Below are 26,820 nucleotides of genomic sequence, written 5' to 3'. Positions count from 1 at the left end.
GCGGCAAGTGTGTGAATCCCCGGGAGCTTACATAAGTAAGTGACTGGGGTGAGCACACGTAGCCAACGCAGCTGCAGCTTGAAGTATGACGGGTAATCAACACTAAGGAGCCAACATGGCAGAGTGGATCAATGCTGAAGTGAAAGAGGTAAAAAACTGGACCGATGCACTGTTCAGTCTGCGCGTCGAAGCGCCCATTGATAGCTTTACCGCAGGTCAGTTTGCCAAGCTGGCATTAGAAATTGACGGCGAGCGTGTGCAGCGCGCCTACTCTTACGTCAACGCGCCCAAAGATTCGCTGCTGGAGTTTTATCTGGTTACCGTGCCGGAAGGCAAACTGAGTCCACGCTTGCAGGCACTGCAGCCCGGCGAGCAGGTTATGATTACCAAAGAAGCCGCAGGGTTCTTTGTACTCGACGAAATTCCTGACTGCCAAACGCTGTGGATGCTGGCCACCGGCACGGCGATTGGCCCCTATTTATCGATTCTGCAACAGGGCGAAGATCTGGAGCGTTTCGACAATATTGTGCTGGTGCACGCTGCCCGTCTCGCGGATGACCTGAGCTTCCTGCCGTTAATGCAGCAGCTGCAGCAGCGCTATCAGGGCAAACTGCATATTCAGACCGTGGTAAGCCGCGAAGAGATTGCCGGTTCGCTGCACGGCCGCGTACCGCAGTTGATTGAGAGCGGCGAACTGGAGCGCGCGGTTGGCTTGCCGCTCACGGCAGAAACCAGCCATGTGATGCTGTGTGGTAATCCGCAAATGGTGCGCGATACCCAACAATTGCTAAAAGACACGCGTGAGATGCGCAAGCATTTCAAACGTAAACCCGGGCATATGACCAGCGAGCATTACTGGTAAGAGGCGCGAGGCGAAGATTGTCAGATTTTTCCCAATGTGGGTTTTGACTTTCCCCGGTAAAAACCGTTCTAATCGTGGGCTAAGTGAATGATTTAGGGCCGAAGCAATGAAGAACCTGCCAGTCGCGCTGCTGCTTGGCCTCGCACTGACATTTCCCGCCTGGGCGGAGGACGCACCTGCACTGGATCGTAGCGATCATCTGCCTGCTGCGCCCTATCTGCTCGCGGGTGCGCCGACGTTCGATATGACCGTTGCGCAGTTCCGTGAAAAGTACAACGCCGCCAATCCCAATGAACCGCTGCAGGAATATCGCGCCATTGATAGTCGCGGCGATAAAAGTAACCTGACGCGTGCCGCCAGTAAAATCAGCGAAACGCTGTATGCTTCAACCGCGCTGGAGCAAGGCACCGGCAAAATCAAAACCCTGCAAATCACCTGGCTGCCGGTTCCCGGTCCCGATATGAAAGCGGCGCAGGCACGTGCCATGGATTACATGACTGCCCTGCTGCGTTTCTTCATCCCCGGTTTGTCGGCCGAAGATGGTCGCAAAAAGCTCGATTCTCTGCTGAGCGCCGGCAAAGGTGCGCGTTATTTTGCCCGCACCGAAGGCGCACTGCGCTTCGTGGTCGCGGACAACGGCGACAAGGGTTTAACCTTCGCCATTGAGCCGATAAAACTGGCGCTCGCTACGCCCTGATCACACCGGCAAAAATGACGAAAAGCAAAGCCAGCAACCCATTTGATCTCTATACTGTCTCGCAGACATCGCTGCCCGATGGCAGCGCTATTTCATGAATCGCGTTATGCGGAGGAAAGAATGCGACATCCACTGGTTATGGGTAACTGGAAACTGAACGGTAGCAAGCAGATCACCAAAGAGCTGATTGAAGGCCTGCGCAAAGAGCTGTCTGGTGTTGATGGTTGTGGCGTCGCGATTGCACCGCCAGCCATCTATCTGGACCTGGCGAAACACGCCATTTCCGGTAGCCACATCGCTCTGGGTGCTCAGAACGTCGACGTTAACTTGTCTGGCGCATTCACTGGCGAAACTTCCGCAGACATGCTGAAAGACGTTGGCGCGAAATACATCATCATCGGCCACTCTGAGCGCCGTACCTACCATAAAGAGAGCGATGAGTTCATCGCGAAGAAATTTGCCGTCGTGAAGGAAGCGGGCCTGGTACCCGTTCTGTGCATCGGTGAAACCGACGCAGAAAACGAAGCGGGCCAAACGCAAGAAGTGTGCGCACGTCAGATCGACGCCGTGCTGGAAACGCAGGGCGCAGCAGCGTTCGAAGGCGCGGTCATCGCTTATGAGCCAGTTTGGGCCATCGGTACCGGCAAATCCGCTACGCCAGCGCAGGCTCAGGCCGTGCACAAATTTATTCGTGACCACATCGCGAAGAAAGACGCTGCCATCGCACAGCAAGTGATCATCCAGTACGGCGGTTCGGTAAACGACAAAAACGCCGCTGAGCTGTTCACCCAGCCAGATATCGATGGCGCGCTGGTTGGCGGTGCTTCACTGAAAGCCGATGCTTTCGCCGTGATCGTGAAAGCCGCAGCCGCTGCGAAAAACGCGTAAGTTTTGGATGTATGATGAGGCGGCTGATTAGCCGCCTTTTTTATGTCACCTGAAATGTCGACCTTACAAAATCCCGCATTGATGATCCTGCAGCTCTTCCGCCGAACCACTGTTCAGCTTAAGCCAGTTGCGTTCTAACGCCAGCAGCGCTAAGCGACCATCCGGCAGCTGCGCCAGCGCCAGGCCATATTTCCCCATCTCGGTGCGCGCGTGAGGCACTTCGTTTGCCAGACGGATAAACGCACTCTGCTGCGCCAGTTCTGCTGTTGAAAGCGTACGTATCAGGTAACGATGCTTGCGCAGCGTTTCGCTTTGCCACTGCGCGTTAAGCCTCGGCGCCAGGGCATCAAGTTGCTGACGCACATCGGGTCGCAGACAAGAGATGTGAATATGCAGCTGATTCTGCGTACGCCCGTATTGCGCATTGATTGCCAGCGACAGCGCGCTATTTGATATCGGCGCGCCGTGCTTTTGTGCAAGTAATGTCCGTTGTTGCCAGGCGTCGGCAAACAGATTCGGCGTAGACGGTTCAAGAATGATGGGACTTTCCATGCCGCTGATTTTTTCGATCGGCATCAGTAGATACTGCAACGGACCGTTGAGATCTTTCAGCGTGACGTAACCCTGCGCACTGTTCACCTGCTGGCAAGGCGCGGGTTTGCCGCTGGCGGCCATGCCAGGCACGCATTTCTCGCTAATGATCTGCCACAAGGCGTTGGAATTTTTCTGGAAATGAATGGCGGCGGCAATCAATCCGACAATCAACAGCACCAATAGTGCGGTAAGTAACTTCAGGGTACGACGACTGCCCTGCATAGCCCGATTCCTCTGTTCATCACCTGCCAGCATCCTCGCCTGGCAGGTGATGAAAGTCACGGACTAATCCTCGGCGCCACGCAGGATGGCATCGAGTTTTTCCGGCTGCAGACGAATCTGCGCCGCACGACGATGTGCCTGCATGCCTTCGGTACGACTTTGACGCACCGCAGGCGCGGCGATGGCCGCGATACCCTGATCGTCAATCCATTGATGCGTACAGGTTTTCAGATAGGCGCCCACCCACAACCCGCCGGTATAGCGCGCCGCTGCCATGGTGGGTAACGTGTGGTTAGTACCGCAGCACTTATCAGAGAACACCACGCTGGCATTTTGACCGATAAACAGCGATCCGTAGTTGCGGATACGCGCCGCCAGCGCATGGGGATCGCGAGCATGGATTTGCAAATGTTCGGTGGCGATCTCATCGGTGTAGGCCACCATCGCATCTTCGTCGGCGCACAATACAATCTCGCCCTGTCTTTGCCATGCTTCACCAGCCGTCTTCGCCGTCGGCAGCGATGACAGCTGCGCCTCAATTTCACGCAAGGTTTCATGCGCTATGCGCTCGCTGGTGGTGGCCAGCCCTACGCGAGTGCGCACATCATGTTCCGCCTGCGCCAGCAGATCCGCCGCCAGCACGCGTGGATCGGCACTATCATCGGCCACAATAAAGATTTCGCTTGGCCCTGCCAGCGCATCAATACCCACTTTGCCAAAAACCTGACGCTTGGCCTCATTGACGAAGGCGTTACCCGGTCCAACAATTTTGTCCACTGCCGGCAGCGATGCGGTGCCATACGCCATCGCGGCAATCGCCTGCGCGCCGCCAACTTTAAAAATACGGTGTGCCCCGGCTAAATGGCAGATAGCAATCATCGCCGGATGCGCGCCCGGTGGCAGACAGGCAATAATGTTGTCGCAGCCCGCTACGACCGCGGGCACGATGGACATCACCGGTGCGGAGAGAATCGGATAGCGTCCGCCCGGCACATAGCAGCCCACGGTTTCGATAGGAATGATGCGATGCCCCAAATGCACGCCGGGCAGCGTTTCAATCTCTAGCGGCTGCAGTGTTGCGCGCTGGGCTTCGGCGAAGCGGCGCACCTGGGCGATGGCAAATTCACTGTCGTGGCGAGTTTGAGGAGCCAGTTGTGTGAGCGCCTGCTCGATCTCCGCTGCCGAAACTTCCAGCTGTTCCGGCGCTACCCCATCAAATTTCAGTGAATACGCCTGCAGCGCCGCATCACCCTGCTGGCGCACATTGCTGATAATGTCGCTTACCGTGGCGATCAGGCTGGCATCGGCCTGCGCATCTTCGCCTGCGGGTTGCTTGATAAACTGCACGCGTTGCTTACTCATGCTTCCGTCTCCGCCAGTTGGCCCAGTTTGATCTGCGCCAGCATCGCCAGATGATCGTAAACCACCCACTCATCCACAATTTTACCGTTTACCACGTGATAGTGGCTCATGCCCATCACCAGCAGACGCTGCCCGGTCGGCTTGCCCAACTCGCCATAGCCCAGATGATGTCCTTCCATCACCCAGCGCACCGCCACTTTAGTGCCGCCTTCTTCACACGGATTGGAGCAAATATGCTGCGGCATCCACGCGCCGTCAGGGATCATGCCGATCAACGCCAGCGTCTGGTGGATCACCGATGCCTGACCATACAGCTCTTTCATCAGCGGGCCGTGCCACTGCACATTACTGGCGTAAACGTCTTTCACTTTGCCCAGCATGCGTTTGTTGTAGATCTCATGCAGCCAGCCCAGCACCTGGGCCTCGGTATCGCTGTGCGCCAGCGTATAATCCGGGTCGCTTTCCGGCGGATATTGCCCCAGCAGGCGACGGTTTTCGCCAATCTCCGTCAGGCGGAAACCTTTATCAAACTGCTCTTTCGCCATGTTGTAAGCGATCTGATCGGTATCCAGTCCCAGCTGACGCATCAGCGACATGTTGTCGCTCACCACCCATTCGCGGTAGATCTTGTTTTCCAGAATCATGCAGTCCGCGACGGTACGCGTGGTGAAGGTTCGGTTGGTCGGCTTACCGTACTGGCTTGGCTGCGTGTGTCGACCGCTGCCGGTGACCAGATGCGAAGTGTAAAAACCGTCAACATCGTTGCCGTTCCAGATCACCTGCGTCGCCATGCCACGTCGCTCCGGGAAAGCCACCAAGCGCTGCAGCGTATCCAGCACCACCTGTTCACGGGTATAAATCGTGCCTAGCGCGTTATAGAGCACGCAGTTATGGGTGTAATGGCTGTAGATCAGTCCGACATCACGCTCATCCCAAATCTTGTGGGTGCAACGCACAATGTAATCAACAATATCGGTATAGCAGGGATCGAAACCGCGCATCGGCTGTACTCGCGCACGGTTTTCTGGAACCAGATCGACAAAATCCCGTCGCTCAACCTGTAAAACCGGTTCGACCTGGGTACGTGCTGAGGTTTTTTCTGCGCTCTTTTCACTGGCGGTGGCTTTATTAGCCGTGTCCGTTGTAGACATAAACACTCCTGCTTTTGACGAATTAAGGGTGAGCGCGGTCCTCGCAATCAAGCGCTGCCGATTCACCCGGCTGAATTCAGGGTGCAGAACGCCGTCGGTAATTAAGGGAATTAATTACCGTGACGTAATGCGTTATTTAAAAGTGCTGGTTATTCAGTTGAGTAGCTGCAACCAGATTGAGAGTTCATCGATACCTAAATATTCCCGCATAATTACGCCATCACGTAATTCCAAATGTGAAATTCCGGAAATACACACCGGCTTACGGGACGGTGGACCAAACTTTCCGTAGCCATCATGCCAACTCAACAGTGACCAGCGCAGGCTGATGCGCACCGGTTCGTTGGCATCGCGCCGCACCACCAAATGATGTAGCTGTGTTTCGCTGTCAGCAAATGAGGCGCGATAGCCAGAAAGGAAGCTGCCAATCTCCTGCTCGCCGGTAAAGCTGCTGTGGCCCGGACCGTGCAAGGTGGCGGCGGGATGATAAACGCCTGGGACTACCCCACTGTTGCCGCCCGCCCACATGCTGAGATAGCGCTCAATCAAGCCGGCCAGCGCGCCCTCCGCATCATCACCATCCGGGCCGCCCGCCCAACGCGCTTCCAGCTCTTCGGGTGCCGGCATCTCCAGCCCTTGCTGTTGGCGCATCTGCGTTAGATGCTGAGCAAACTCCGCTACGTTGACGCCAATCTGCGCCAAAATCCCTGCGCGATCCTGTAACAGCCACTCTTGTTCCACCAGGCCATCCCGGCAAATACGATCGGCGAAGGTGCGCACCCATAGCGTTTTGCCACTCGGCGCGCCAAAGAAACCTTCACCCAGATGCTGAATGCGTGCCTGGGTGCGTTGCGAGGCGTACCAACACGTATCGCCTTCACGAGCGGCGAGAATATCTTCTGTTAGTACCTGACGCTGCGGGAAACAGTGCAGCGCTTCCAGGGTCAGGCGCATAAAATCGCTTAAGTCAGTTAACCGCTTTTCCGGCGTGTGAAAGACCACCGGTGTGGCATAGAAGTCGGCCAGCTGCCCGATGTCCTTCTGCTCCCACACCACGTGAGTTAGCGTCAGGACGAACTGCTGAATAGAATCAAACTGGGGACTGAAACCCGGCAATCGCATTACTCAACCTCCTCAGAACGAAATAGCAGCTGGCCGTTCTCTTCTACCACGCCGTGACGCGGACGCCGTGCGGAGTGGCGCACTACCAACGTGCCGGGAATAACAATTTGCTCAGGTGCCATCACCGCACTGTCGATTTGCTGCATCAGCAGGCCAATCGTACGTTGCACCATCACTTCAACCGGCTGGCAGATGGAGGTCAGCGCATATGAAGGCCAGCCCGCGGGCCCAACATCGTCATAACCCACCACTGACACATCCTGCGGAATGCGCAAGCCGAACTCGTAGCGCGCCACATCCATAACCGTCAATGCCATATGGTCGTTAACCGCAAATACCGCATCAGGTGGCGTGGTGCTGCTGAACAGTTGACGTGCCGCCTGCGCGGTGTGCTCACTGTCGTTATGGCCTGCAACGACGGTGACATCAACATCACGTGCATTGAGTGCATCGCGGAAGCCGTCCAGCCGTAGCTGATTCACCGAAGCGTTATCAGCGCCAGAGATGCAAGCAAAACGTTGATGTTCGCCCGCCAGCAGAAATTCGGCGATCTGCCGTGCGGCGGCGCGGTTATCGGTATTCACACTCGACGCCATCTCGCTTTCGGCGGTGCGATTGAATAGCACCACGGGAATACCGGCACCGTGACACTCTTCCGACAAGGCATCGGACAACGCGCCAGACGCCAGCACGATGCCATCTACGCGGTACTGCATAATCTGATCGAAAATGCGGTCAACATTGCTGTCACGATCGCTAACGAACAGCAGCAAATGATAGTTAAGCGCATCCAGTTCCCGTCCCAGCGCTTCCAGCACATGCGGATAAAACGGGTTATCGAAACAGGAGATCACCACGCCAACAATGCGTGAGCGTGCGGTGTTCAGCGACCGCGCCAGCGCATTGGGTCGATAACCCAGCTCTCGGGCAGATTGCAGCACCTTTTCACGCGTGGCGGGTGAAATACTGGCTCCCGGCGTGAAGGTACGCGACACCGCAGACTGTGAAACGCCAGCATGCTGCGCAACTTGTTGTGAGGTCACTGGACCGAAGGTCTTACGTTTCATGGTGTTATCTTCCTGTTTAGCACACTGATGCGCGGGTGACTGCTGAGCATTGTAGCCAATTTCACCAGCCGGACTCACCTGCTTCGGTGTGTGTTTTTTACTCTTACACTAGTTTTGCATGCGTATGCAACACTCAATAACTTTTTTTTCACAATGCCACAGCGACACTTTACAAAGTTGTAATCATTTCGTAACTTCGGCCGTTGAATACGTATTCAAAGAGTGCAAAATTAGCGACCCGGACTCAGGATGAAACCCGCGTTTTTAGTCACTTACCTGGCTTGCAAGAGGTTCAACACCATGTTTCGAGCACTGTTTAGCCGTTCCGAGCTGTTGACGTTTTTCTTAATGAGCGTGCTGTTTTTTATCTGCATCAACGGCTTTGATGCCTTTCTGGCGCCCTACATGGTGCGGCTGGGCATTGAACCACAAACCATCGGTATGATTATGGGTGCAACCGGTTTGGCCTCACTCTGCACCCGATTCCCACTCAGCGTCGTCTCCGACGTATTGAAAAATCGTAAAGTGTTTATGCAGGTCGCACTGCTGCTGCCGGTCATCGCCTGGCCGTTGGCGTGGCTTTTTCCAGGCGCGTTGACATTCTGGCTGGCGAAGCTGGCCTGCGGTTTTACGGCCGCCAGTTGGGTGCTCTACAACATCATTTTCATTCGCTATTTTCGTCGCGATGAAGCGCCCGCCGCCGTCGCCTTGCTGGCGCTGGCAGGTCCGATCGGCGTGTTTATCAGTAATGCGATCTGTGGCGTCATCGTGCACTGGTTCGGCAGCACGCAGGCCTTTTTCGTCCCCGCCGTGGCCGGCTGCCTGGCTCTGATGCTCAGCCTGCGCATTCGTGAAGGGGAAGATATTCATAAAGCGCCGCATCTAAAAGCCTGCGTACAAAGTGCCAAACGCCAGCTGGGTGATAGCACCATCTGGTTTATCGGCCTGCTGGCAACCATAGTGATTCTGGTGCCCTTTGCCACCCGCGATACCTTGACGCCAATTTACGCCCAACAGCTTGGCGCGCAGGCCGGTACGCTGGCGGTGTTGAGCAATATCCATTTACTGTTTTATGCCATCGCGGTGGCGCTATGCAGTTCCGTGTTTTATAAGCGCCTTGGCCTGGTCAACACCGCGCTAATCGGCATCGGCCTGCAAATTGTTTCGTCGATTTTCGTGCCACTCACCAGCAGTTTATGGCTGATCTATCTCTGGCAAGGTCTCGCCGGTTTCTCCTTCGGTATGGCGTTCGCGGTGTTTATGTCGCTCAGCGTGGTGAATACCTCGGAGAATGAGCAAACCACGCGCATGGGGCTGTTTCAGACCATCTATTCGTGCGGCATGTTTTTTGGCCCGGTGTTGATGGGCGTGTTGTTGCAGCACGTTAACTTGCATGCGGGTTATTGGGTGATTGGTGGATTGTGTCTGGTCGCGGGCGTGTTGACGCCACTGGCGGCAAAACGCGTACAGCAGCGCCAGATGCCGCAGGCTGCCTCTGAAACCAGCGGCATGTTGTCACAGGATGCGGTGAAATGATTGCCGCGCGCCTGCAGCCACAGCCTCATAGCGCAGATGAGGTTGAGCGACGGCTGGCCGCCCTGCGCGCGGGCCATTCACTTAACGCCATCATTAGTGTTAATCCGCACGTGATGAATGATGCGCAGCACTGCGATCGCTTGTGGCGCACCGGCACGCCGCTCGGCGCGCTGCACGGCATTCCACTGGTGATAAAGGACAATATTGATTGTGCGGGTCTCCCTACCACGCTCGGCTGTCGTGCACTGGCCGACGCGCAGCCTCGCGAAGATGCGCGTGTTATTACGCGCCTCAAAGCTGCGGGCGCGTTAATTCTCGCTAAAACCAATCTCTCGGAGTTTGCCTTTGATGTACGCTCGCGCAGTTCGCTGGGCGGCGATGTACGCAATCCGCTCAATCCACTTCTGACCGCAGGCGGTTCCAGCGGCGGCAGCGCGGCGGCAGTGGTGGCGGGCATGGCGGATGCGGCTCTCGGCAGCGATACCGGTGGTTCTATCCGCATTCCCGCTGCCTGGACCGGTTTGGTGGGATTACGTCCGGCATTTCGTCGTCGCCAGTTGCACGGCGTCGCGCCTCTTTCGCTGAGTAAAGATACAGTTGGACCCATGACATGGTGCGTCACCGATGCGGCGCTGCTGCATCAGGTAATGCATGGGTTGCCGGTGCGTCCGCTACCGCCGCGATCCCTGCGCGGCGTGCGTTTAGGGGTTGTCAGCGATCTGCTGGGCGATGAGGCTGCGCAGCGTCAGGCGTTAGCACAGGCTTTCTGCCGGCTGCGGCGTGCTGGTGCGACGCTGGTTCCGCTGCGGTTGCCACTGGCATCGCGTGTCGCGCAGGAAACTTGCCTGAGCCTGCGCGAGTTCCATCCGGCCATTGCACGCTGGCTAACAAAAATGGCGTATGCACCCACGTCACTCTCTGCGCTGCTTGCCCGTGGCGAACATCTCGCCGAATTCGACGCTTTATTGCAATTGCATCTCACGCGCCACGCGCTGGTGTGCGAAGCGTGGCGCGAACAGCGCCGTTTTCAACGCCATCTGCGTCAGCAGTTGCAACAGCAAATGCAGGCGCTGCGGCTGGATGCACTGATCTATCCCACCAGCCAGCGCACGCCGGTTTCGCTGGAGAAGATGCCACCGGGCTGGGCGCCTGAGCTGGCGGCTATAAGCGGTTTGCCGGCCGTGACGTTGCCGTTCGGGCAAATAGCTAACGGTTTGCCGCTCGGTCTGGAACTGCTCTATCCCACCGCTGATGAAGAGGCATTACTGGCGCTGGCGCTAGCCATAGAACGCCAGCGTTAACGGCAGCATTGTCGGTATTAACCCTGTGGGAACCCTTCTCCCGCGGGGCTTTTCGGCTGCCTGATACCGCATAAAACTGCGTACATTCTCACTTTTCATCTTTTCCTGATTCGCCCCCTTTACGCCTTTTGCATACGTATGCAAACCTATTTCCCGGGATGCAATCATGAGGAATTGGACATGGCAATTTGGTTAAAACAGGCGACAGCAAAGGCTGAACGCCAACAGCATCAGCAACAGGTACGCAGCGATGTTGAAACCGTGCTGGCGCACATTGAAGCGCGCGGTGATGACGCGGTACGTGAACTCTCCATCAAATTTGATGGCTTCGCTCGCGATGATTTCCGCTTAACGCCGCAGGAGATCAATGCCTGCCTGCAACAGCTCACGAAACAAGAAATTCGCGATATCGAATTCGCCCAGGAACAGGTGCACAACTTCGCGCAGGCACAAAAAAATTGCCTGACCGATTTAGCGATTGAAACCCGTCCGGGCGTGATTCTCGGCCATCGCAACATTCCGATCAGTCATGTCGGCTGTTACGTGCCCGGTGGTAAATATCCGCTGCTGGCTTCGGCGCATATGTCGATCATCACCGCCAAAGTGGCAGGTTGCGATCGCATTGTGAGCTGTGCGCCGCCGTTTCACGGTAAACCGGCCGCGGCGATTGTGGCGGCGCAGTCGATGGCTGGCGCAGACGAAATCTATGCGCTCGGCGGCATTCAGGCGGTAGGCGCCATGGCGATTGGCACCGAACGCATTGCGCCGGTCGACATGTTAGTCGGACCCGGTAACGCATGGGTTGCGGAAGCCAAACGCCAGCTGTTTGGTCGCGTCGGCATCGATCTGTTCGCGGGTCCCACCGAAACGCTGGTGATTGCCGATGACAGCGTCGACGGCGAACTCTGCGCTACCGATCTGCTCGGCCAGGCGGAACACGGCCCCACCTCACCCGCGATTTTGCTGACCTGCTCGCGCCAGCTCGCTGAGGATACCGAGCGCTACATCCACCAGCTGTTGCTGCAACTGCCCACCGCCGATGTGGCGCAAAAAGCCTGGCACGACTTCGGCGAAATCATTCTGTGTGCCGACCACGATGAGATGCTGGCAGAAGCTAATCGTATCGCGTCAGAACACGTACAGGTGATGACCGATCGTGACGATTGGTATCATCAGAATATGCGCAATTACGGCGCGTTATTTCTCGGTCCACGTACCAATGTGGCCTACGGCGACAAGGTGATCGGCACCAATCACACGCTGCCAACGCTGGGCGCATCGCGCTATACCGGCGGCTTGTGGGTAGGCAAATTTATGAAAACCTGCACCTGGCAACGCGTCACCAGTGATGCAGCTTCGGCGGAAATAGGCGCTTACTGCTCACGTCTGGCGCTGCTGGAAGGCTTTGCTGGCCATGCTGAACAGGCCAACATCCGCGTGCGCCGTTACGGCCAACAAGACGTACCTTACGCCACACCTGCTCCGGTGACGGTGAAATAAGGAGGCGCACATGGTTCCGATGACCCCTTCATTTCGTCTTGATGGACAGCGTGCGCTGGTAACCGGTGGATCGCGCGGTATCGGCTTCGCTGCCGCTATCGCGCTGGCCGAAGCCGGTGCAGAGGTGTGGATTGCCGCCCGCGATGCCGATCGCCTGAACAACGCCGTACAGCAGGCAGCTAACGCTGGCCTGACGCTGCATGCGCTGCCGCTCGACGTTTGCAACATACACGCGGTAAGCCAGACGCTGCACGACTTGCCGAGCTTTAATGTGCTGGTTAACAGCGCTGGGCTGGCACGTCATCAACCGTTCAGCGAGGTCAGCGAAGCAAATTTCGATGCCGTTATGGATGTGAATCTGCGCGCGACGTTTTTTCTGTCGCAGCAGGTGGCGGCGGGAATGCAAGCTGCGCAACACGGCGGCAGCATTATCCATCTCTCCTCGCAGATGGCACACGTTGGCGGGCCACAGCGCAGCGTCTACTGCGCGTCTAAGGCCGCACTGGAAGGATTGACGCGCGCCATGGCGCTGGAGCTGGGACGCGACGGCATTCGCGTCAACACGCTGTGTCCCACTTTTATTGAAACCGAGCTATCGCAGGCTTCGCTGGCAGATGAAGCGTTCCGTCAGCAGACGCTGCGCCGTATTCAGTTGGGCCGCCTCGGCACGCTTGAAGATGTGATGGGCCCGGTGGTGTTTCTGGCGTCCCGTGCGGCTGCACTGATCACCGGCAGCGCGCTGAAGGTGGATGGCGGCTGGACGGCTTATTGAGGATCGGATTATGAAAGCGTTATTACGTCGCGATGTACTGCTGTTTTTCATTATTAGTCTGCTGTTCTTTATCAGCATTCACGCCTTTGATCCGTTTCTCGCGCCTTACATTACTTCACTGAATGTGGAGGCGCGCGTGATGGGAATTATTATCGGCGCCACCGGATTAGCTTCCATGTTGTTGCGTTTTCCTACCGGCATTCTGTCGGATCGCTTTCGCAGCCGTAAGCGCATCATCCAGATTGGCCTGTTGTTTACCATCGTCGCCTGGCCGGTTGTGTATCTCTGGCCAACGCCGGAAACGCTGTTTATCGCCAAGCTCGCCGATGGTGTGACCAGCGCGACGTGGGTCGTTTACAACGTAATGTTTGTTGCTTATTTTCCGCCGCTGGAGGCCGCCGCCGCGGTAGCCATGCTGAGTGTTACCTCGCCGTTAGGCACGTTTATTGGTATCTCAATTGCCGGTTTTATCGCCCGTCATTTTGGTGCCGAATCGAGCTTTTTGGTCGCTTCCACCGCTGCGCTACTGGCCTTTTTGCTGACATTTTTCATCCGTGAAAAACGTCCGGAAGCCATGCCCACGGCTCAGCGCCTCTCTGCGGTGCGCGTTCAGCTACGCGATCCCTCGGTGTGGTATCTCGGTGGGCTGTGTGCATTGGTGATGATGGTGCCGTTCGCCACGCGCGATACGCTAACGCCGTTGCTGGCAGAAGGCTTTGGTATGGCGGCTGCCTCGCTGGCCACACTCAGCGGCATTCATCTGTTCTTCTATGCGCTGGCCACTGCGCTGTGTGCGCCCTTCTTCTATCGCGTGTTGGGCTTACGTAATACCGCCATTATCGGCGGTGTCGTGCAAGGGGTGGTGGCGATCGCCATGCCATATGCACCCAATATCTGGCTGCTGTATGGCTTGCAGGCCCTGGCCGGATGCGCCTTCGGCATGATCTCTACTGTGCTGAATTCGCTGATTGTCACCCGCACGCCAGCCTGGCAGCAATCAACGCGCGTTGGCCTGTATCAAAGCATTTATTCTGCCGGGATTTTCTTTGGCCCGGTGTTGGTCGGCTACATCAAGTACTACTTTGCGATGCAGCAAGGCTTCATGGTGATTGGCATTATTTCCCTGCTGTCGCTGCTGCTGGTGCGCCATGTCATGCAGATGGTGCATGCCCGTCCTATGGCGGAGGGCTAACCATGCAACTGCCTTTGGTGTTATTAGGCGGCACATTATGTGATGGCGCACTGTGGCAACCGCTTTGTCGCCATCTGCCGCAGCAACCGGTGATCATTCCCGAGATGGGAGGGGCCGAGAGTGCTGAACAGTTGGCGGCGCAGCTGCTGGCCGATCTACCTGCACGCTTTCTACTGGCGGGGTTTTCGTTAGGCGCATTAGTGGCGCTGGAGATGCAAGCGCAAGCCGCAACGCGCATCGCTGGCCTGGCGTTGCTGGCAGTCAATCCGCTGGCTGATGCGCCGCTAAATGCCGCGAACCGCATTGCCTTACTTTCTCATGCCGAGCAAGCCGGGATGCAACCAATCATTGAACAGCTGTGGCCGCGTTACGTCCATGCTTCGCGGCTAGCGGATCGCGCACTGCTGCGCACGCTGGTTGAGATGGCTGAACGCACCAGCGTTGAGCGCTTTCGCCAGCAAACGGCAATCGCGATTCAACGTCGCGACCTGCGGCACACACTACTGTCGCTACATGCTCCGCTGCTGATCCTCAACGGCGACAGCGACGCCATCTGCACACCTGAACATCATCGTCTGCTCGTCAAGGCCGCACCCGCGGCCCGACACATCACCCTTGAGCAGTGCGGACACTTTCTGCTGCTGGAGCGGCCGCAGGCCTGTGCCAGCGCGCTGCAAACCTGGATTGAGGAGAGCGAATTATGCGTATCAACCCTTTAAAACAACGACATGAGCCGATCATTAATGGCTGGCTGGCGATTCCCAGCAGCTACAGCGCTGAGATAGCCGGGCATCAGGGCTACGACGCAGTAACCGTTGATCTGCAACATGGCCTGATAGATTTTGCTGCCGCGCTCACTATGTTGCAGGCGCTTTCATCTACGCCCACTACGCCGCTGGTGCGCGTTTCGCACAACGAACCGGCACAAATCATGCGCATGCTGGATGCCGGAGCCTACGGCATTATCTGCCCGATGATTAACGATGCTGCCGAGGCGCAGCAGTTTGTCGACGCCTGTCGCTATGCGCCGCAAGGTTCGCGCTCATTTGGCCCGGCACGTGCGCTGCTATACGGCGGCAAAGATTATCCACAGCACGCCAACCAGCAAATTTTGACGCTGGCGATGATCGAAAACCGCGCCGGGCTGGCCAATCTGGATGCCATTCTCGACGTTGACGGGCTGGATGGCGTGTTTATCGGTCCAAACGATCTCTCTCTGACGCTTACCGGCCAGGCCAGCGCCGAATCGCAACATCCTGAGATGCTGAATGCTATCGAACGCGTACTTAGCCGCACTCGCGCCTGCCATAAGTTGGCCGGGATTTTTTGTACCAGCGGAGAAGCCGCCGCACAGCGTATTGCGCAGGGCTTTCAACTGGTGACACCCGCTAACGATGTAATGCAACTCACCCATGCAGCACGCCATGCCATTGCCACCGCGCGCGGTGAGGTGATGCCGGTACGTTCCGGTTCTGGTTACTAAGGAGAAGATGATGAAACAGCAAACGTTGTCTAAAGAAGCAGCACGTGCGCGTCTGATTGCGCCAGAAGATATGGTGTCGTGCAATTTGGCGTTTATCGACTGCAAACTGCCGGGATCGCATCTGAAGCAGAATTATTCGTTTATCGGGCCGGGCGTCACACAGTCGTCTGAGCAGGTTATTAATATTCCCGAAGCACACGGTTTTAATATTGGCGCCGCAGCAATGCCGAAAGGTGTTACTAACAATCTGCATCTGCATTTCACCGCCGAAGTGTTCCTGATCCATGAAGGCCGCTGGCGTTTTCGCTGGGGTAATAAAGGTGAAGAGTCACTGGAGCTTGAAGCACCGGCGATTGTTAGCCTGCCGACATGGATTTTCCGCGGGTTCACCAACGTTTCAGCCACCGATACCGATGGTTGGGTATTTACCGTACTCGGCGGTGATAATACCGGCGGTATTATCTGGCATCCCGATGTGATGTCGGCTGCGGCGGAATATGGACTCTATCTCAGCCCCAATAACATGCTTATCGATACCTCAACCGGCGCGGCAATTCCCGATGTCGCTGAACGTATGCCGCCGCTGCCCGATGCAGAGATGGCAAAGCTCGATCACTTCTCACCGCAGCAAATGGAGCAATTTGCCGTTACTGGCGAGCAGCGCGCGTGGAGCGAGTGCGCATTGTTGGATGCGATGTTGCCAGGTCACGGCGCGCGTTTGGCACCCGTTATCGGCTACGGCATCAGCCAGGATCGTCAGGTCACTCCGCCGATAAGATCGCCGCATGGCTTCTCCGTAGAGTGGCTGGCGCTACCCAAGAAGGGCAAAATGGGCTTACACCGCTGTGAACAGGTGCAAGTGTTGATGGTGTTTAAGGGCACGCTTAGCGTCACGTTCAACCGTGATGGCGAAGAAGTCACTATTACCGCGCCAGAACGTTCGGTGGTTTCCGTGCCAGCAGGCAGCTGGCGTCGCTATCAAGCACAAAATGATGATTGCGAAGTGGTGATCACCACCGCAGGTGACGAACGGAAAAAGCTGGAGTGGGATAAAGCGATTGTCGATGCCGCAACAGAGCTGGGCTGGGGACTCGATCCAGATGGCTATCTGGTACGTTTGGCGCTGTTACCGCTGGTGGCACAGCGGGCTGGCCGAAGACTGGCCACGCAGGAAGCATAAAAGACCAACGGCCAGCATAAGCGCTGGCCGTTTCTTGATGCCTTAAGGTTTCATCACCTGATCATAGCTGCCGCCATCAGCAAAGTGGGTTTTCTGGGCTTGCGTCCAGCCACCAAACTTGCTGTCGATTGTGAACAGTTTCACCGGCGCGAATTTATCAGCAAACTTCTTCGCTACAGTTTCATCACGTGGACGGTAGAAATTCTCGGCGGCGATGGTCTGGCCTTCCGGCGAATAGAGGTACTTGAGGTAATCTTCAGCCACTTTACGCGTGCCCTGCTCATCAACCACTTTATCCACCACCGAAACCGTTGGCTCGGCCAGAATTGATTCGCTCGGCGTAACGATTTCAAACTTGTCTTTACCCAGCTTATCGACCGCCAGATACGCTTCGTTTTCCCACGCAATCAGCACGTCACCAATGCCACGCTCAACGAAGGTATTGGTTGCGCCGCGTGCGCCAGAATCCTGTACTTCAACATTCTTAAACAGCGATTTCACGTAAGCCTGTGCTTTGGCCTGATCGCCATGGTTCTGATCCAGCGCCCAACCCCAGGCAGCCAAATAGTTCCAGCGTGCGCCGCCCGACGTTTTTGGGTTTGGTGTGATGACAGAAACACCCGGTTTGATCAGATCTGGCCAATCATGAATGCCTTTCGGGTTGCCTTTGCGTACCAGGAACACGATGGTCGAGGTGTATGGTGCAGAGTTGTCTGGCAGGCGTTTGATCCAATCTTTATTGATACGACCACGGTCAGCAATAGCATCTACATCGGATTGCAGCGCCAGCGTAACCACATCAGCACGAATGCCATTGATCACGGAAGTCGCTTGTTTACCCGATCCGCCGTGCGACTGGCGAATCACGACGTTGTCGCCGGTTTCCTGCTTGTAGTGGGCGCTAAATGCTTTGTTGTACTGCTCGTACAGCTCACGGGTGGGATCGTAAGAGACGTTTAACAGCTGAATATCCTTTGCCAGAACACTGGTTGAAGCCAGTAACAGGGTGACACCAATACTCCACTTATTCATTGCTTGCTCTCCCGAGGTCGTTATAGAACAAGACTGACACAAACTTATCCATGGATTAAAGAATTAAAAATAAGCTGTTATAACCGTACGGAATATGAACAGGCATAAAAAAGGCGCGAATCTCGTCGCGCCTTGATGATAATGATTAGTAGAGTTTTTTCGCGGTATCCAGCCAGTCGCGTTTGAATGGACGCTTCATGTTTTCAATAGCGTCGATGATGTCGTGATGCACCATCTTCTCATTCTGAATACCGACGCAGCGGCCGCCATAACCCTGCAGCAGCAGTTCAATAGAGTATGAACCCATGCGTGACGCCAGGATGCGGTCATATGCACAAGGAGCGCCACCACGCTGAATATGGCCGAGCACGGTCGCGCGCGTTTCGCGTTTGGTTTCAGCTTCGATGAAATGCGCTAAATCGTCGATATCACAGATGTGCTCGGTGATCGCTACAATGGCGTGCTTTTTACCTTTAGCAATGCCGGCTTTGATTTCAGAAACCAGCTCTTCACGCGTATAAGGAATCTCTGGCAGAACGATGAATTCACAACCACCCGCAATCGCTGCCGCCAGCGTCAAATCACCGCAATAACGGCCCATCACTTCGACGATAGAAATACGCTGGTGTGAAGATGAGGTGTCGCGCAGACGGTCAATGGCTTCAACCACCGTTTCCAGCGCTGTGAAGTAGCCGATGGTGTAATCAGTGCCCGCTACGTCGTTATCGATGGTGCCCGGCAAGCCGATGCATGGGAAGCCCATTTCGGTCAGGCGCTTAGCACCCATATATGAACCATCCCCACCGATAACCACCAGCGCATCAATACCGCGCTTTTTCATGTTATCAATCGCAGTCTGGCGCACTTCATCGTTACGGAATTCTGGGAAACGCGCGGAGCCGAGGAAGGTGCCGCCGCGGTTGATCATGTCTGACACGCTATAGCGGTCGAGGTTGATCATGCGATCTTCGTACAAACCCAGATAGCCGTCGTAAATACCAAAAACTTCCAGTCCTTCACTCAGCGCGGAACGTACAACTCCGCGGATGGCTGCGTTCATGCCTGGGGCGTCGCCGCCGCTGGTCAGTACTCCGATTTTTTTGATCATGACAACCTCTGGATTGTTCAAAACTAAGGATTATTCCTGCCATGTGTCTGGCGTGGAGCAGCTCGCGATCGCATGGCTTAATAGTTGCAGATAGTATATCAAAGGCTTGCTGCTGAATTGATTCAGGTCAGACAAGTTTTCGCTAATTTTTTACAGAGTTGTTAGCGTTACGTCACTTTCTTTGTGTAATTGCATGATTTTAAATCGCTAACCTTGAAAAAAGCCGTGTTGATTACTCGGCACAACTGAACAGGGATCTTGATGGATAATCACGTCTGAGCCGGGAAACTTCTTTAGTAATGCCTGCTCAATTTGATCGGCCACCTGATGCGCCTGCACTAAAGGTAACTGATCTTCCATCTCCAGATGCAGCTGGATAAAACGCGTGGGCCCCGATTGTCGCGTGCGTAACGCATGTGCACCGCGTACGCCCGGCCAGTTGCTCACCACGTTAATAATCTCCTGCGTTTCATGCTCGGGCAGTACGCGGTCTAACAGCGCTTGTACTGCGTCATAACCCATTCGTAACGCGTTATAGAGAATATAAACACCGATGCCGAGCGCGAACAAAGCATCAGCCCGTACAAAACCATAGCTGCTTAAACCGAGTGCGACCAATATTGCACCGTTCATTACCACATCAGATTGATAGTGCAGCATGTCAGCCCGAATCGCCTGGCTGCGTGTACGACGCACCACCCAGCGCTGAAAAGCGACCAATGTCAAAGTGGAAAACAACGCAATGACCGTCACGACGATACCTACCAGCGGCGCATTTAACGTTTCAGGTGACGCCAAATGCTGAATGCCGGTAAGAAACAGAAACAGCGCCGAGCCTGAAATAAACATGCTCTGTGCCAGCGCGGCCAGTGATTCCGCTTTACCGTGCCCAAAGGTGTGATCGTCATCGGCAGGCTGCAGTGAATATCGCACCACCAGCAAGTTGGTAAGAGAAGCCGCGATATCCACCAAAGAATCCACTAGCGCCGCCAACATACTGACCGAACCGGTATGCCACCAGGCAAAAATTTTCACAATCAACAGCAATGTGGCCAGCGTGGTTGCCGCCAGCGCCGCCCGATTGACTAATTTTGCATAGGAAGAATCCATGCTATGCCTCGCCGGGTCGCACATAGCAAAGGTGCGGCCTTTTAATCCTAAGATGGCTAAAGTTTATCATCGGCAGAAGTGTGCTGCGTGGTTGAATTTTAAGGCAATGATGTTAGAGAGAAATGACAGACAAAAAAAACCCCGCCATCATGGCGGGGAAGACAGGGATGGTGTCTATGGCAAGGAAAACAGGGATACTATGTTACTGGTTACTGCTGGTACTACTCACTGCTTGCAGCGGTGATGATGGCTGCAATCCTGAGAGCCGACGAACTTCAGCGAGTCGTCGCTCATAATTCTTCTGCAATGTCGCTTGCTGTGCAGGCGTTAGCAGGTGGTACATCTGATTACGAACCCGAGCCATCTCGACTTGCTGCTCTACCGCTGCGCGGGCTTGTTTCTCTGCCTGCTGTCGAATAGCCGATTCGTTAAATTTGTCTGCAATGACAAGGTCATGCATAGTTTCTATGTCTTGAACGCTGATTGTTGGGCGCTCATGGCGCGCTTGCTGCATCAGGTCTCGCATCTGTTGCCGCTGCTGTTCAGTCAGCTCAATGCCGTCGAACATGTAGCTTTGCGGATTTTGCGTCATACTGCCTGTCGTCAATCCACTGTTCGGATGCATCTCGTCAATCGTCGTCGTGTCTGCTGCTTCGGCGCTGGCCTGACTGAGAACCATCGCTGAGGCAATGACGACGGCGGTTAAGTAGCGCATCGTTAACTCCCAGTTCGTTCCGTTTTGCGATTCAACGAGAGCCAGTGTACGGCGATGGCTGCAAACATCCGTCAGGGGGTGTAAAACTACGTAAAGCGTTGGATTGCAAGTCAAGGAACACGGTATTTTGCCTGCGGAGGGCAATAAAAAATGAATAAAATCCTGTTGGTTGATGACGACCGCGAATTAACTTCGCTGCTTAAAGAACTGCTTGAGATGGAAGGTTTTGAGGTGATTGTGGCAAGCGATGGTGAGCAGGCTCTCAACCTGTTAGACAACACCGTAGACTTGCTATTGCTTGATGTGATGATGCCGAAGAAGAACGGTATCGACACTTTGAAAGAACTACGCCAACAGCACCAAACTCCAGTCATTATGCTGACTGCACGTGGCAGCGAACTGGATCGCGTTCTCGGCCTTGAACTGGGCGCGGACGACTATCTGCCTAAACCGTTTAACGATCGCGAACTGGTGGCGCGTATCCGTGCCATTTTGCGCCGTTCAAACTGGAGCGAGCAGCAACAGCAGCACGATAACAGCTCACCGACGTTAGAAGTTGACTGCTTGCGCCTGAATCCAGGCCGTCAGGAAGCCAGCTTCGATAGCGAAACGCTGGATCTCACCGGCACCGAATTCACCCTACTTTATTTGCTGGCACAGCATCTGGGTCAGGTGGTTTCGCGTGAGCACCTAAGTCAGGAAGTGTTAGGTAAACGCTTGACACCTTTTGACCGTGCTATCGATATGCACATCTCTAACCTGCGTCGTAAATTGCCGGAACGTCGTGATGGTCACCCGTGGTTTAAAACCCTGCGCGGACGCGGCTATCTGATGGTTTCGGCATCATGATTGGAAGTTTAACCACCCGCATCTTCGCCATCTTCTGGCTCACGCTAGCGCTGGTGTTGATGCTGGTTTTAATGGTGCCCAAACTTGATTCGCGCCAGATGACTGCGTTACTGGAGAGCGAGCAGCGTCAGGGCACCATGATTGAACAACACGTTGAAGCGGAGCTGTCTCAGGACCCACCAAACGACTTGATGTGGTGGCGTCGTCTGTTCCGCTCCATCGACAAATGGGCACCGCCCGGTCAGCGTTTGCTGCTGGTAACCAGCGAAGGCCGTGTGATTGGCGCGCAGCACAATGAAATGCAGATTATCCGCAACTTTATTGGCCAGTCTGATAATGCCGATCATCCGCAGAAGAAGAAGTATGGTCGCGTTGAGATGGTAGGACCGTTCGCCGTTCGCGATGGCGAAGACAACTATCAGCTGTACCTGATTCGTCCGGCCACCAGCTCGCAGCTTGATTTCGTTAATCTGCTGTTTGATCGCCCGCTGTTGCTGCTGATTGTCACTATGTTGATCAGCTCGCCGCTGCTGCTTTGGCTAGCATGGAGTTTGGCGCGCCCAGCCCGCAAACTTAAATATGCTGCAGATGAAGTGGCAAGCGGTAATTTGCGTCAGCATCCGGAACTGGAATCAGGGCCGCAGGAGTTTCTGGCCGCGGGTTCAAGCTTCAACCAAATGGTGAGCGCACTCGAACGCATGATGACCGCTCAGCAGCGCTTGCTGTCTGACATCAGCCACGAATTGCGGACACCATTAACTCGCCTGCAGCTGGCAACCGCGCTGCTACGCCGACGTAATGGTGAGGGCAAAGAGTTGCAGCGTATTGAAACTGAAGCGCAGCGTCTTGATGGCATGATTAACGATTTGTTGGTGCTGTCACGCACGCAGCACAACAATGCGCTGGTTAGCGAAGCGATGAAAGCCAACCAGCTGTGGAACGGCGTGCTGGAAGATGCCAAATTTGAAGCCGAGCAGATGGGGAAAATGATGGATGTGCCCTATCCGCCTGGCCCATGGCCGCTGTACGGTAACCCGCACGCGTTGGAGAGTGCGTTGGAGAATATCGTGCGTAATGCTTTGCGCTATTCGAATTCGCACATCAGCGTTAGCTTCTCGGTGGATATTGAGGGCATCACTATCCATGTCGATGATGATGGTCCGGGTGTCAGCCCAGAAGATCGCGAGCAGATATTCCGTCCGTTCTATCGTACTGATGAAGCGCGCGATCGTGAATCCGGCGGTACCGGTTTAGGTCTGGCGATCGTTGAAACTGCCGTTCAGCAGCATCGCGGTTGGGTCAAGGCCGATGATAGCCCGTTAGGCGGCTTGCGCCTCACGCTGTGGTTGCCGCTGTACTCCGCCCGCCAATAATTTGTTATGCTTCGGCCCTCGTTTCTGGGGGCCTTATGCTAAACATTGTTTTATTTGAACCTGAAATCCCGCCAAATACCGGCAACATCATCCGCCTGTGCGCGAATACCGGTTTCCAGTTACACCTTATCGAACCGCTTGGTTTTGCCTGGGATGATAAGCGCCTGCGCCGTGCCGGGTTGGATTATCACGAATACACCGCTTTGAAAAAACACGCTAATTACGCGGCATTTATTGCGGCTGAAAACCCACAGCGTATGTTCGCCCTCACTACTAAAGGTACGCCGGCACACAGCGCGGTGAGCTATCAAAAGGGTGATTATCTGGTGTTTGGTCCGGAGAGCCGTGGCTTACCCGCAGAGATGCTCGACGCGTTGCCAGCCGAGCAGAAAATCCGTATCCCTATGATGGCAGAAAGCCGCAGCATGAATCTGTCTAATGCAGTTTCGGTAGTGGTGTATGAAGCGTGGCGCCAACTCGATTATGCTGGCGCGCTGATTAAAGGCTAGATACCGTCGCCATATTCAAAGCCCGCACCATTGAAGTGCTGATCCATATCCATCGACGGTTTATCACTGGTCGGTTTGCCAACAATACGTGCAGGCACACCGGCCGCCGTAGTATGCGGCGGCACAGGTTGCAGGACGACAGAACCGGCACCAATTTTCGCACCGCGTCCCACTTCAATATTGCCCAGAATCTTGGCGCCCGCGCCAATCATCACCCCTTCACGAATTTTCGGATGGCGATCGCCGCTGGTTTTGCCGGTACCGCCGAGCGTCACCGATTGCAGTATTGAAACATCATTTTCAATGATGGCGGTTTCACCGATGACGATACCCGTAGCATGGTCGAGCATGATACCGCGTCCAATGCGCGCCGCCGGGTGAATATCCACGGCAAATGAGACGGAGATTTCATTCTGCAAATAAACAGCCAGCGCGCGGCGCCCCTCTTTCCACAACCAATGACCGATGCGATAAGCTTGCAGTGCATGAAAGCCTTTCAGATAGAGCAGCGGCGTGGAGTATTTATCAACCGCTGGGTCACGCTGACGTACCGCCTGGATATCGTAAGCCGCAGAAACAATCATTTCCGGATCTTCGCGGTAGGCTTCTTCCACGATTTCGCGAATGGCGATAGCGGGCATGATGGGATTTGCCAGCTTATTGGCAAGCATATAGCTGAGGGCGCTACCGAGGTTTTCGTGTTTAAGCAATGTCGCATGGTAAAAGCTGGCCAGCATTGGTTCACAGTCAGCCAGCGCGCGGGCTTCGGCTTTGATATGGTTCCAGACCAGTTCTAACTCTTCAGACGACATTGCTGTTTGCTCCCGATAAAAAAAAGCGCCTGATAGGGCGCTACAGGTGGTGACGCTGGCGCATCCTGCTTCAGCTTTGGCTGTTTTCGTCCTTCCTTGCACGGCCAAGTAAAGTCAATGCTGCCTCTCGCGCAGATTTTCCGCAATAGAGCACCTGATAAATCTGTTCAGTAATCGGCATTTCAACGCCAACGCGAGCCGCTAATGCTTTGACTTCTTTGGTATTTCTATAGCCCTCTACAACTTGTCCGATAATGCGTTGCGCATCCTCCACGCCTTCACCTTGCCCCAGCATCATGCCGAAACGACGGTTACGTGACTGGTTATCGGTACACGTCAGCACCAGATCGCCCAAACCTGCCATGCCCATAAAGGTGGTGGCATCGGCCCCAAGCGCTGCGCCAAGCCGGCTCATTTCCGTCAGGCCACGCGTAATCAGTGCGGTTCGCGCATTGGCACCAAAGCCAATTCCGTCAGAAATCCCGGCACCAATCGCAATCACATTCTTCACCGCGCCGCCTAACTGCACGCCGATGAAATCCTGATTGTTGTAAACGCGGAAACTTTTGCCGCAATGCAGCTTTTGCTGCAAATCTTCAGCGAACTGCGCGTCGGTTGATGCCAGCGCAATAGCAGTTGGCATGCCTGCCGCCAACTCCTTGGCAAAGGTTGGCCCGGAAATCACCGCTAATGGAATCGCATCCCCGAGGATTTCACGCGCCACATCCTGCAGCAAACGACCAGTCTCTTTCTCCAGACCTTTGGTTGCCCAGACAATGCGCGAATCGGCACGCAAATGCGGCTTTAGCTGCGTTAATACATCACCAAAGACATGACTTGGCACCACAACCAACAGATCGCGGCTGGCATTAACCACTTTCGCCAGATCGGCTTCAGGAACGAGATTATCAGGGAAAGGAACATCGGGCAGGAAAGCGGCATTGCAGCGGTCTGCTTGCAACTGCGCCACGCTTTGCGGGTTGTGGCCCCAAAGCAGAACTGGATGGCCATTGCGGGCCAGCGTGATGGCCAATGCGGTGCCGTACGAGCCGGCACCGATCACGCTAATTGAAGCGTTGAGTGTAGTCATCAGGCATCCTGATGTGGCGCTTCGCCTTCACCTTGCTGCTGCAGATAATTCATGAACAGCGCATCAAAGTTAACTGGCGCCAGGTTGAGCTGCGGGAAAGTACCACGAGAAACAAGGCTGGTTACGCATTCACGTGCGTACGGGAACAGAATGTTCGGGCAGTAAGCACCGAGGCAATGCGCCATCTGCGTACCTTCAATACCGCTGATAGTGAAAATACCGGCCTGCTGAACTTCGCACAGGAATGCGGTTTCTTCGCCAACGGTTGCCGTTACGGTGACACGCAGAACAACTTCAAAAACGCCGTCAGCCAACTGAGAAGAGGCGGTATCCAGATCCAGCTTAACTTCTGGTTCCCACTCTTTCTGGAAAACCTGTGGCGCATTTGGCGCTTCGTAAGAGACATCTTTGGTATATACACGTTGAATCTGGAACTGCATTTCGCTGTTGCTTTGTTCTGACATGTGACTAAATCCTGTGAGTTAAAATTGTCTGACCGAAAAGTTATGCCTGGAGTAAAGGATCAAGTCCCTGACGCCCATCCAGCGCGTAAAGATCGTCACAGCCGCCAATGTGCTGCGCATCAATAAAAATCTGCGGCACCGTGGTTCGGCCGCTGCGTTGAATCATCTCTTCACGTTTCGCCGCGTTCCCGTCAATGGGAATCTCCTGGAACGACACGCCTTTCTGATCCAACAGCGCCTTTGCCCGGTGGCAATAAGGACAAGTGACTTTGGTGTAGATCTCAACATTCGCCATACGGTTACCTCTGAGAAGTTATTTACCGCGCACCAGTGGCAGATTTTCACCACTCCAGCCGCTCACGCCATCCTTCAATACGGAGACTTTCTCGAAACCTGCAGCGCTTAATTTAGCCGCAGATTCACCCGCACTTTGACCGGTAGCGCAAACTACAATTATGGGTTGTGACTTGTGCTTTTCCAGCTCGCCAAAACTCTCTTTTTTGATGTCTGCTGCCGCTACGTTGATAGCCCCAGAAATGTGTCCTTTGCGGTAGTCGTCACGTGAACGAACGTCTACCACCACCGCGTCCTCTTTATTAATCAGGTGGGTTGCTTCACCACGACTGATGGTTTTTACCTTAGAGAACATACCTTTAACGGTGGTCACAATCACGAGAACGAGTAAAGCAACCCATGCCAGACTGAGGATGGGGTGATTGCTTGCAAACTGCATAATTTCTTGCATGAGGGGTAACGACTCCAAACCGGGCTGATAAGCTAAAACAAGGGTTCTGAGTATACCTGCGCCACTTCGCATGTACAGTCGCTA

28 protein-coding genes are annotated in these 26,820 nt (G+C 55.0%); 14 read left to right on the top strand and 14 right to left on the bottom strand.

What is annotated here, in order from left to right; genetic code table 11:
- Positions 1-115: 115 nt before the first annotated feature.
- The 3 genes from fpr (at position 116) to tpiA (ending at position 2,447) form a co-directional block, all read left to right on the top strand.
- Positions 116-862, top strand: a complete 747-nt coding sequence (fpr, locus tag PMI17_RS01490; RefSeq protein ID WP_007885373.1) for a ferredoxin--NADP(+) reductase — start codon at positions 116-118, stop codon at positions 860-862.
- Positions 863-968: 106 nt separating this feature from the next.
- Positions 969-1,559, top strand: a complete 591-nt coding sequence (locus PMI17_RS01485; protein WP_007885372.1) for a YiiQ family protein — start codon at positions 969-971, stop codon at positions 1,557-1,559.
- A 120-nt stretch (positions 1,560-1,679) separates the two neighbouring features.
- Positions 1,680-2,447, top strand: a complete 768-nt coding sequence (tpiA, locus tag PMI17_RS01480) for a triose-phosphate isomerase (protein ID WP_007885371.1) — start codon at positions 1,680-1,682, stop codon at positions 2,445-2,447.
- A gap of 63 nt (positions 2,448-2,510) precedes the next feature.
- On the opposite strand, the gene PMI17_RS01475 is transcribed toward tpiA, so the two are convergent.
- From PMI17_RS01475 to PMI17_RS01455, 5 genes are all read right to left on the bottom strand, one after another.
- Positions 2,511-3,263, bottom strand: a complete 753-nt coding sequence (locus tag PMI17_RS01475) for a CDP-diacylglycerol diphosphatase (protein WP_007885364.1) — start codon at positions 3,261-3,263, stop codon at positions 2,511-2,513.
- A gap of 63 nt (positions 3,264-3,326) precedes the next feature.
- Entirely contained in the window at positions 3,327-4,625 is a 1,299-nt protein-coding gene (gene hisD, locus PMI17_RS01470) for a histidinol dehydrogenase (protein WP_007885362.1), read from the bottom strand.
- The gene (locus PMI17_RS01465) at positions 4,622-5,776 is read right to left on the bottom strand and encodes an ester cyclase (protein WP_007885360.1); all 1,155 of its coding nucleotides are present in this window, start codon (positions 5,774-5,776) and stop codon (positions 4,622-4,624) included. The genes hisD (PMI17_RS01470) and PMI17_RS01465 overlap by 4 nt, the downstream gene beginning before the upstream one ends.
- A gap of 153 nt (positions 5,777-5,929) precedes the next feature.
- Positions 5,930-6,898, bottom strand: a complete 969-nt coding sequence (locus PMI17_RS01460) for a nuclear transport factor 2 family protein (protein ID WP_007885358.1) — start codon at positions 6,896-6,898, stop codon at positions 5,930-5,932.
- The gene (locus tag PMI17_RS01455; RefSeq protein WP_007885356.1) at positions 6,898-7,965 is read right to left on the bottom strand and encodes a LacI family DNA-binding transcriptional regulator; all 1,068 of its coding nucleotides are present in this window, start codon (positions 7,963-7,965) and stop codon (positions 6,898-6,900) included. Before PMI17_RS01455 ends, PMI17_RS01460 begins: the two co-directional genes overlap by 1 nt.
- A gap of 300 nt (positions 7,966-8,265) precedes the next feature.
- On the opposite strand from PMI17_RS01455, the gene PMI17_RS01450 reads away from it, so the two are divergent.
- The 8 genes from PMI17_RS01450 (at position 8,266) to PMI17_RS01415 (ending at position 16,929) form a co-directional block, all read left to right on the top strand.
- Entirely contained in the window at positions 8,266-9,501 is a 1,236-nt protein-coding gene (locus tag PMI17_RS01450) for an MFS transporter (protein ID WP_007885354.1), read from the top strand.
- Positions 9,498-10,802 carry an amidase gene (locus PMI17_RS01445; RefSeq protein WP_007885353.1) on the top strand — a complete coding sequence of 435 codons (1,305 nt, stop codon included), beginning with the start codon at positions 9,498-9,500 and terminating at the stop codon, positions 10,800-10,802. The genes PMI17_RS01450 and PMI17_RS01445 overlap by 4 nt, the downstream gene beginning before the upstream one ends.
- Before the next feature lie 180 nt (positions 10,803-10,982).
- Positions 10,983-12,302, top strand: coding sequence for a histidinol dehydrogenase (gene hisD / locus PMI17_RS01440; RefSeq protein ID WP_007885351.1), 1,320 nt, complete (start codon positions 10,983-10,985; stop codon positions 12,300-12,302).
- A 10-nt stretch (positions 12,303-12,312) separates the two neighbouring features.
- On the top strand, positions 12,313-13,074 hold the full coding sequence (locus tag PMI17_RS01435) for an SDR family NAD(P)-dependent oxidoreductase (protein ID WP_007885349.1): 762 nt from the start codon (positions 12,313-12,315) through the stop codon (positions 13,072-13,074).
- A gap of 10 nt (positions 13,075-13,084) precedes the next feature.
- On the top strand, positions 13,085-14,266 hold the full coding sequence (locus PMI17_RS01430; RefSeq protein WP_007885348.1) for an MFS transporter: 1,182 nt from the start codon (positions 13,085-13,087) through the stop codon (positions 14,264-14,266).
- A 2-nt stretch (positions 14,267-14,268) separates the two neighbouring features.
- Entirely contained in the window at positions 14,269-14,985 is a 717-nt protein-coding gene (locus PMI17_RS01425; protein ID WP_007885347.1) for an alpha/beta fold hydrolase, read from the top strand.
- Complete coding sequence (locus PMI17_RS01420; RefSeq protein WP_007885346.1) at positions 14,967-15,749, top strand: HpcH/HpaI aldolase/citrate lyase family protein; 783 nt, start codon at positions 14,967-14,969, stop codon at positions 15,747-15,749. Before PMI17_RS01425 ends, PMI17_RS01420 begins: the two co-directional genes overlap by 19 nt.
- A gap of 10 nt (positions 15,750-15,759) precedes the next feature.
- Entirely contained in the window at positions 15,760-16,929 is a 1,170-nt protein-coding gene (locus tag PMI17_RS01415; protein WP_007885345.1) for a hypothetical protein, read from the top strand.
- A 42-nt stretch (positions 16,930-16,971) separates the two neighbouring features.
- Here PMI17_RS01415 and PMI17_RS01410 read toward each other — a convergent pair whose 3' ends face one another.
- From PMI17_RS01410 to cpxP, 4 genes are all read right to left on the bottom strand, one after another.
- Positions 16,972-17,961 carry a sulfate ABC transporter substrate-binding protein gene (locus tag PMI17_RS01410; RefSeq protein ID WP_007885344.1) on the bottom strand — a complete coding sequence of 330 codons (990 nt, stop codon included), beginning with the start codon at positions 17,959-17,961 and terminating at the stop codon, positions 16,972-16,974.
- A 145-nt stretch (positions 17,962-18,106) separates the two neighbouring features.
- Entirely contained in the window at positions 18,107-19,069 is a 963-nt protein-coding gene (gene pfkA, locus PMI17_RS01405) for a 6-phosphofructokinase (protein ID WP_007885343.1), read from the bottom strand.
- Between the two features lie 207 nt (positions 19,070-19,276).
- Entirely contained in the window at positions 19,277-20,179 is a 903-nt protein-coding gene (fieF, locus tag PMI17_RS01400) for a CDF family cation-efflux transporter FieF (RefSeq protein WP_007885341.1), read from the bottom strand.
- Positions 20,180-20,381: 202 nt separating this feature from the next.
- Positions 20,382-20,894 carry a cell-envelope stress modulator CpxP gene (gene cpxP, locus PMI17_RS01395; protein ID WP_007885340.1) on the bottom strand — a complete coding sequence of 171 codons (513 nt, stop codon included), beginning with the start codon at positions 20,892-20,894 and terminating at the stop codon, positions 20,382-20,384.
- Positions 20,895-21,044: 150 nt separating this feature from the next.
- Between cpxP and cpxR the strand changes: the two genes are divergently transcribed.
- Genes cpxR through trmL form a run of 3 tightly spaced genes read left to right on the top strand, consistent with a single transcriptional unit; the run spans position 21,045 to position 23,625 of the window.
- Positions 21,045-21,743, top strand: coding sequence for an envelope stress response regulator transcription factor CpxR (gene cpxR / locus PMI17_RS01390; protein ID WP_007885339.1), 699 nt, complete (start codon positions 21,045-21,047; stop codon positions 21,741-21,743).
- A complete protein-coding gene (gene cpxA, locus PMI17_RS01385; RefSeq protein WP_007885338.1) occupies positions 21,740-23,116 on the top strand; it encodes an envelope stress sensor histidine kinase CpxA in 1,377 nt (458 codons plus the stop codon). Before cpxR ends, cpxA begins: the two co-directional genes overlap by 4 nt.
- A 35-nt stretch (positions 23,117-23,151) precedes the next feature.
- Positions 23,152-23,625: a tRNA (uridine(34)/cytosine(34)/5-carboxymethylaminomethyluridine(34)-2'-O)-methyltransferase TrmL gene (trmL, locus tag PMI17_RS01380; RefSeq protein WP_007885336.1), complete on the top strand. Its 474-nt coding sequence runs from the start codon at positions 23,152-23,154 to the stop codon at positions 23,623-23,625.
- Here trmL and cysE read toward each other — a convergent pair.
- The 5 genes from cysE to PMI17_RS01355 all read right to left on the bottom strand — a co-directional run bounded on the left by cysE (position 23,622) and on the right by PMI17_RS01355 (position 26,736).
- Entirely contained in the window at positions 23,622-24,437 is an 816-nt protein-coding gene (cysE, locus tag PMI17_RS01375) for a serine O-acetyltransferase (protein ID WP_007885334.1), read from the bottom strand. The two genes, trmL and cysE, sit on opposite strands and share 4 nt — an antisense overlap.
- Positions 24,438-24,507: 70 nt before the next feature.
- A complete protein-coding gene (gene gpsA, locus PMI17_RS01370; RefSeq protein WP_007885332.1) occupies positions 24,508-25,527 on the bottom strand; it encodes an NAD(P)H-dependent glycerol-3-phosphate dehydrogenase in 1,020 nt (339 codons plus the stop codon).
- Positions 25,527-25,991 carry a protein-export chaperone SecB gene (gene secB / locus PMI17_RS01365; RefSeq protein ID WP_007885330.1) on the bottom strand — a complete coding sequence of 155 codons (465 nt, stop codon included), beginning with the start codon at positions 25,989-25,991 and terminating at the stop codon, positions 25,527-25,529. The genes gpsA and secB overlap by 1 nt, the downstream gene beginning before the upstream one ends.
- Before the next feature lie 40 nt (positions 25,992-26,031).
- Positions 26,032-26,286 carry a glutaredoxin 3 gene (grxC, locus tag PMI17_RS01360; RefSeq protein ID WP_007885328.1) on the bottom strand — a complete coding sequence of 85 codons (255 nt, stop codon included), beginning with the start codon at positions 26,284-26,286 and terminating at the stop codon, positions 26,032-26,034.
- A gap of 18 nt (positions 26,287-26,304) precedes the next feature.
- Positions 26,305-26,736 carry a rhodanese-like domain-containing protein gene (locus PMI17_RS01355; protein WP_007885326.1) on the bottom strand — a complete coding sequence of 144 codons (432 nt, stop codon included), beginning with the start codon at positions 26,734-26,736 and terminating at the stop codon, positions 26,305-26,307.
- Between the last annotated feature and the right edge of the window lie 84 nt (positions 26,737-26,820).

Source organism: Pantoea sp. GM01, from assembly GCF_000282675.1.
In the GTDB taxonomy this organism is placed as follows: domain Bacteria; phylum Pseudomonadota; class Gammaproteobacteria; order Enterobacterales; family Enterobacteriaceae; genus Pantoea; species Pantoea nemavictus.
Note: the sequence above shows the minus strand (reverse complement) of the source record. Positions and strands in the feature narration are given on the sequence as shown.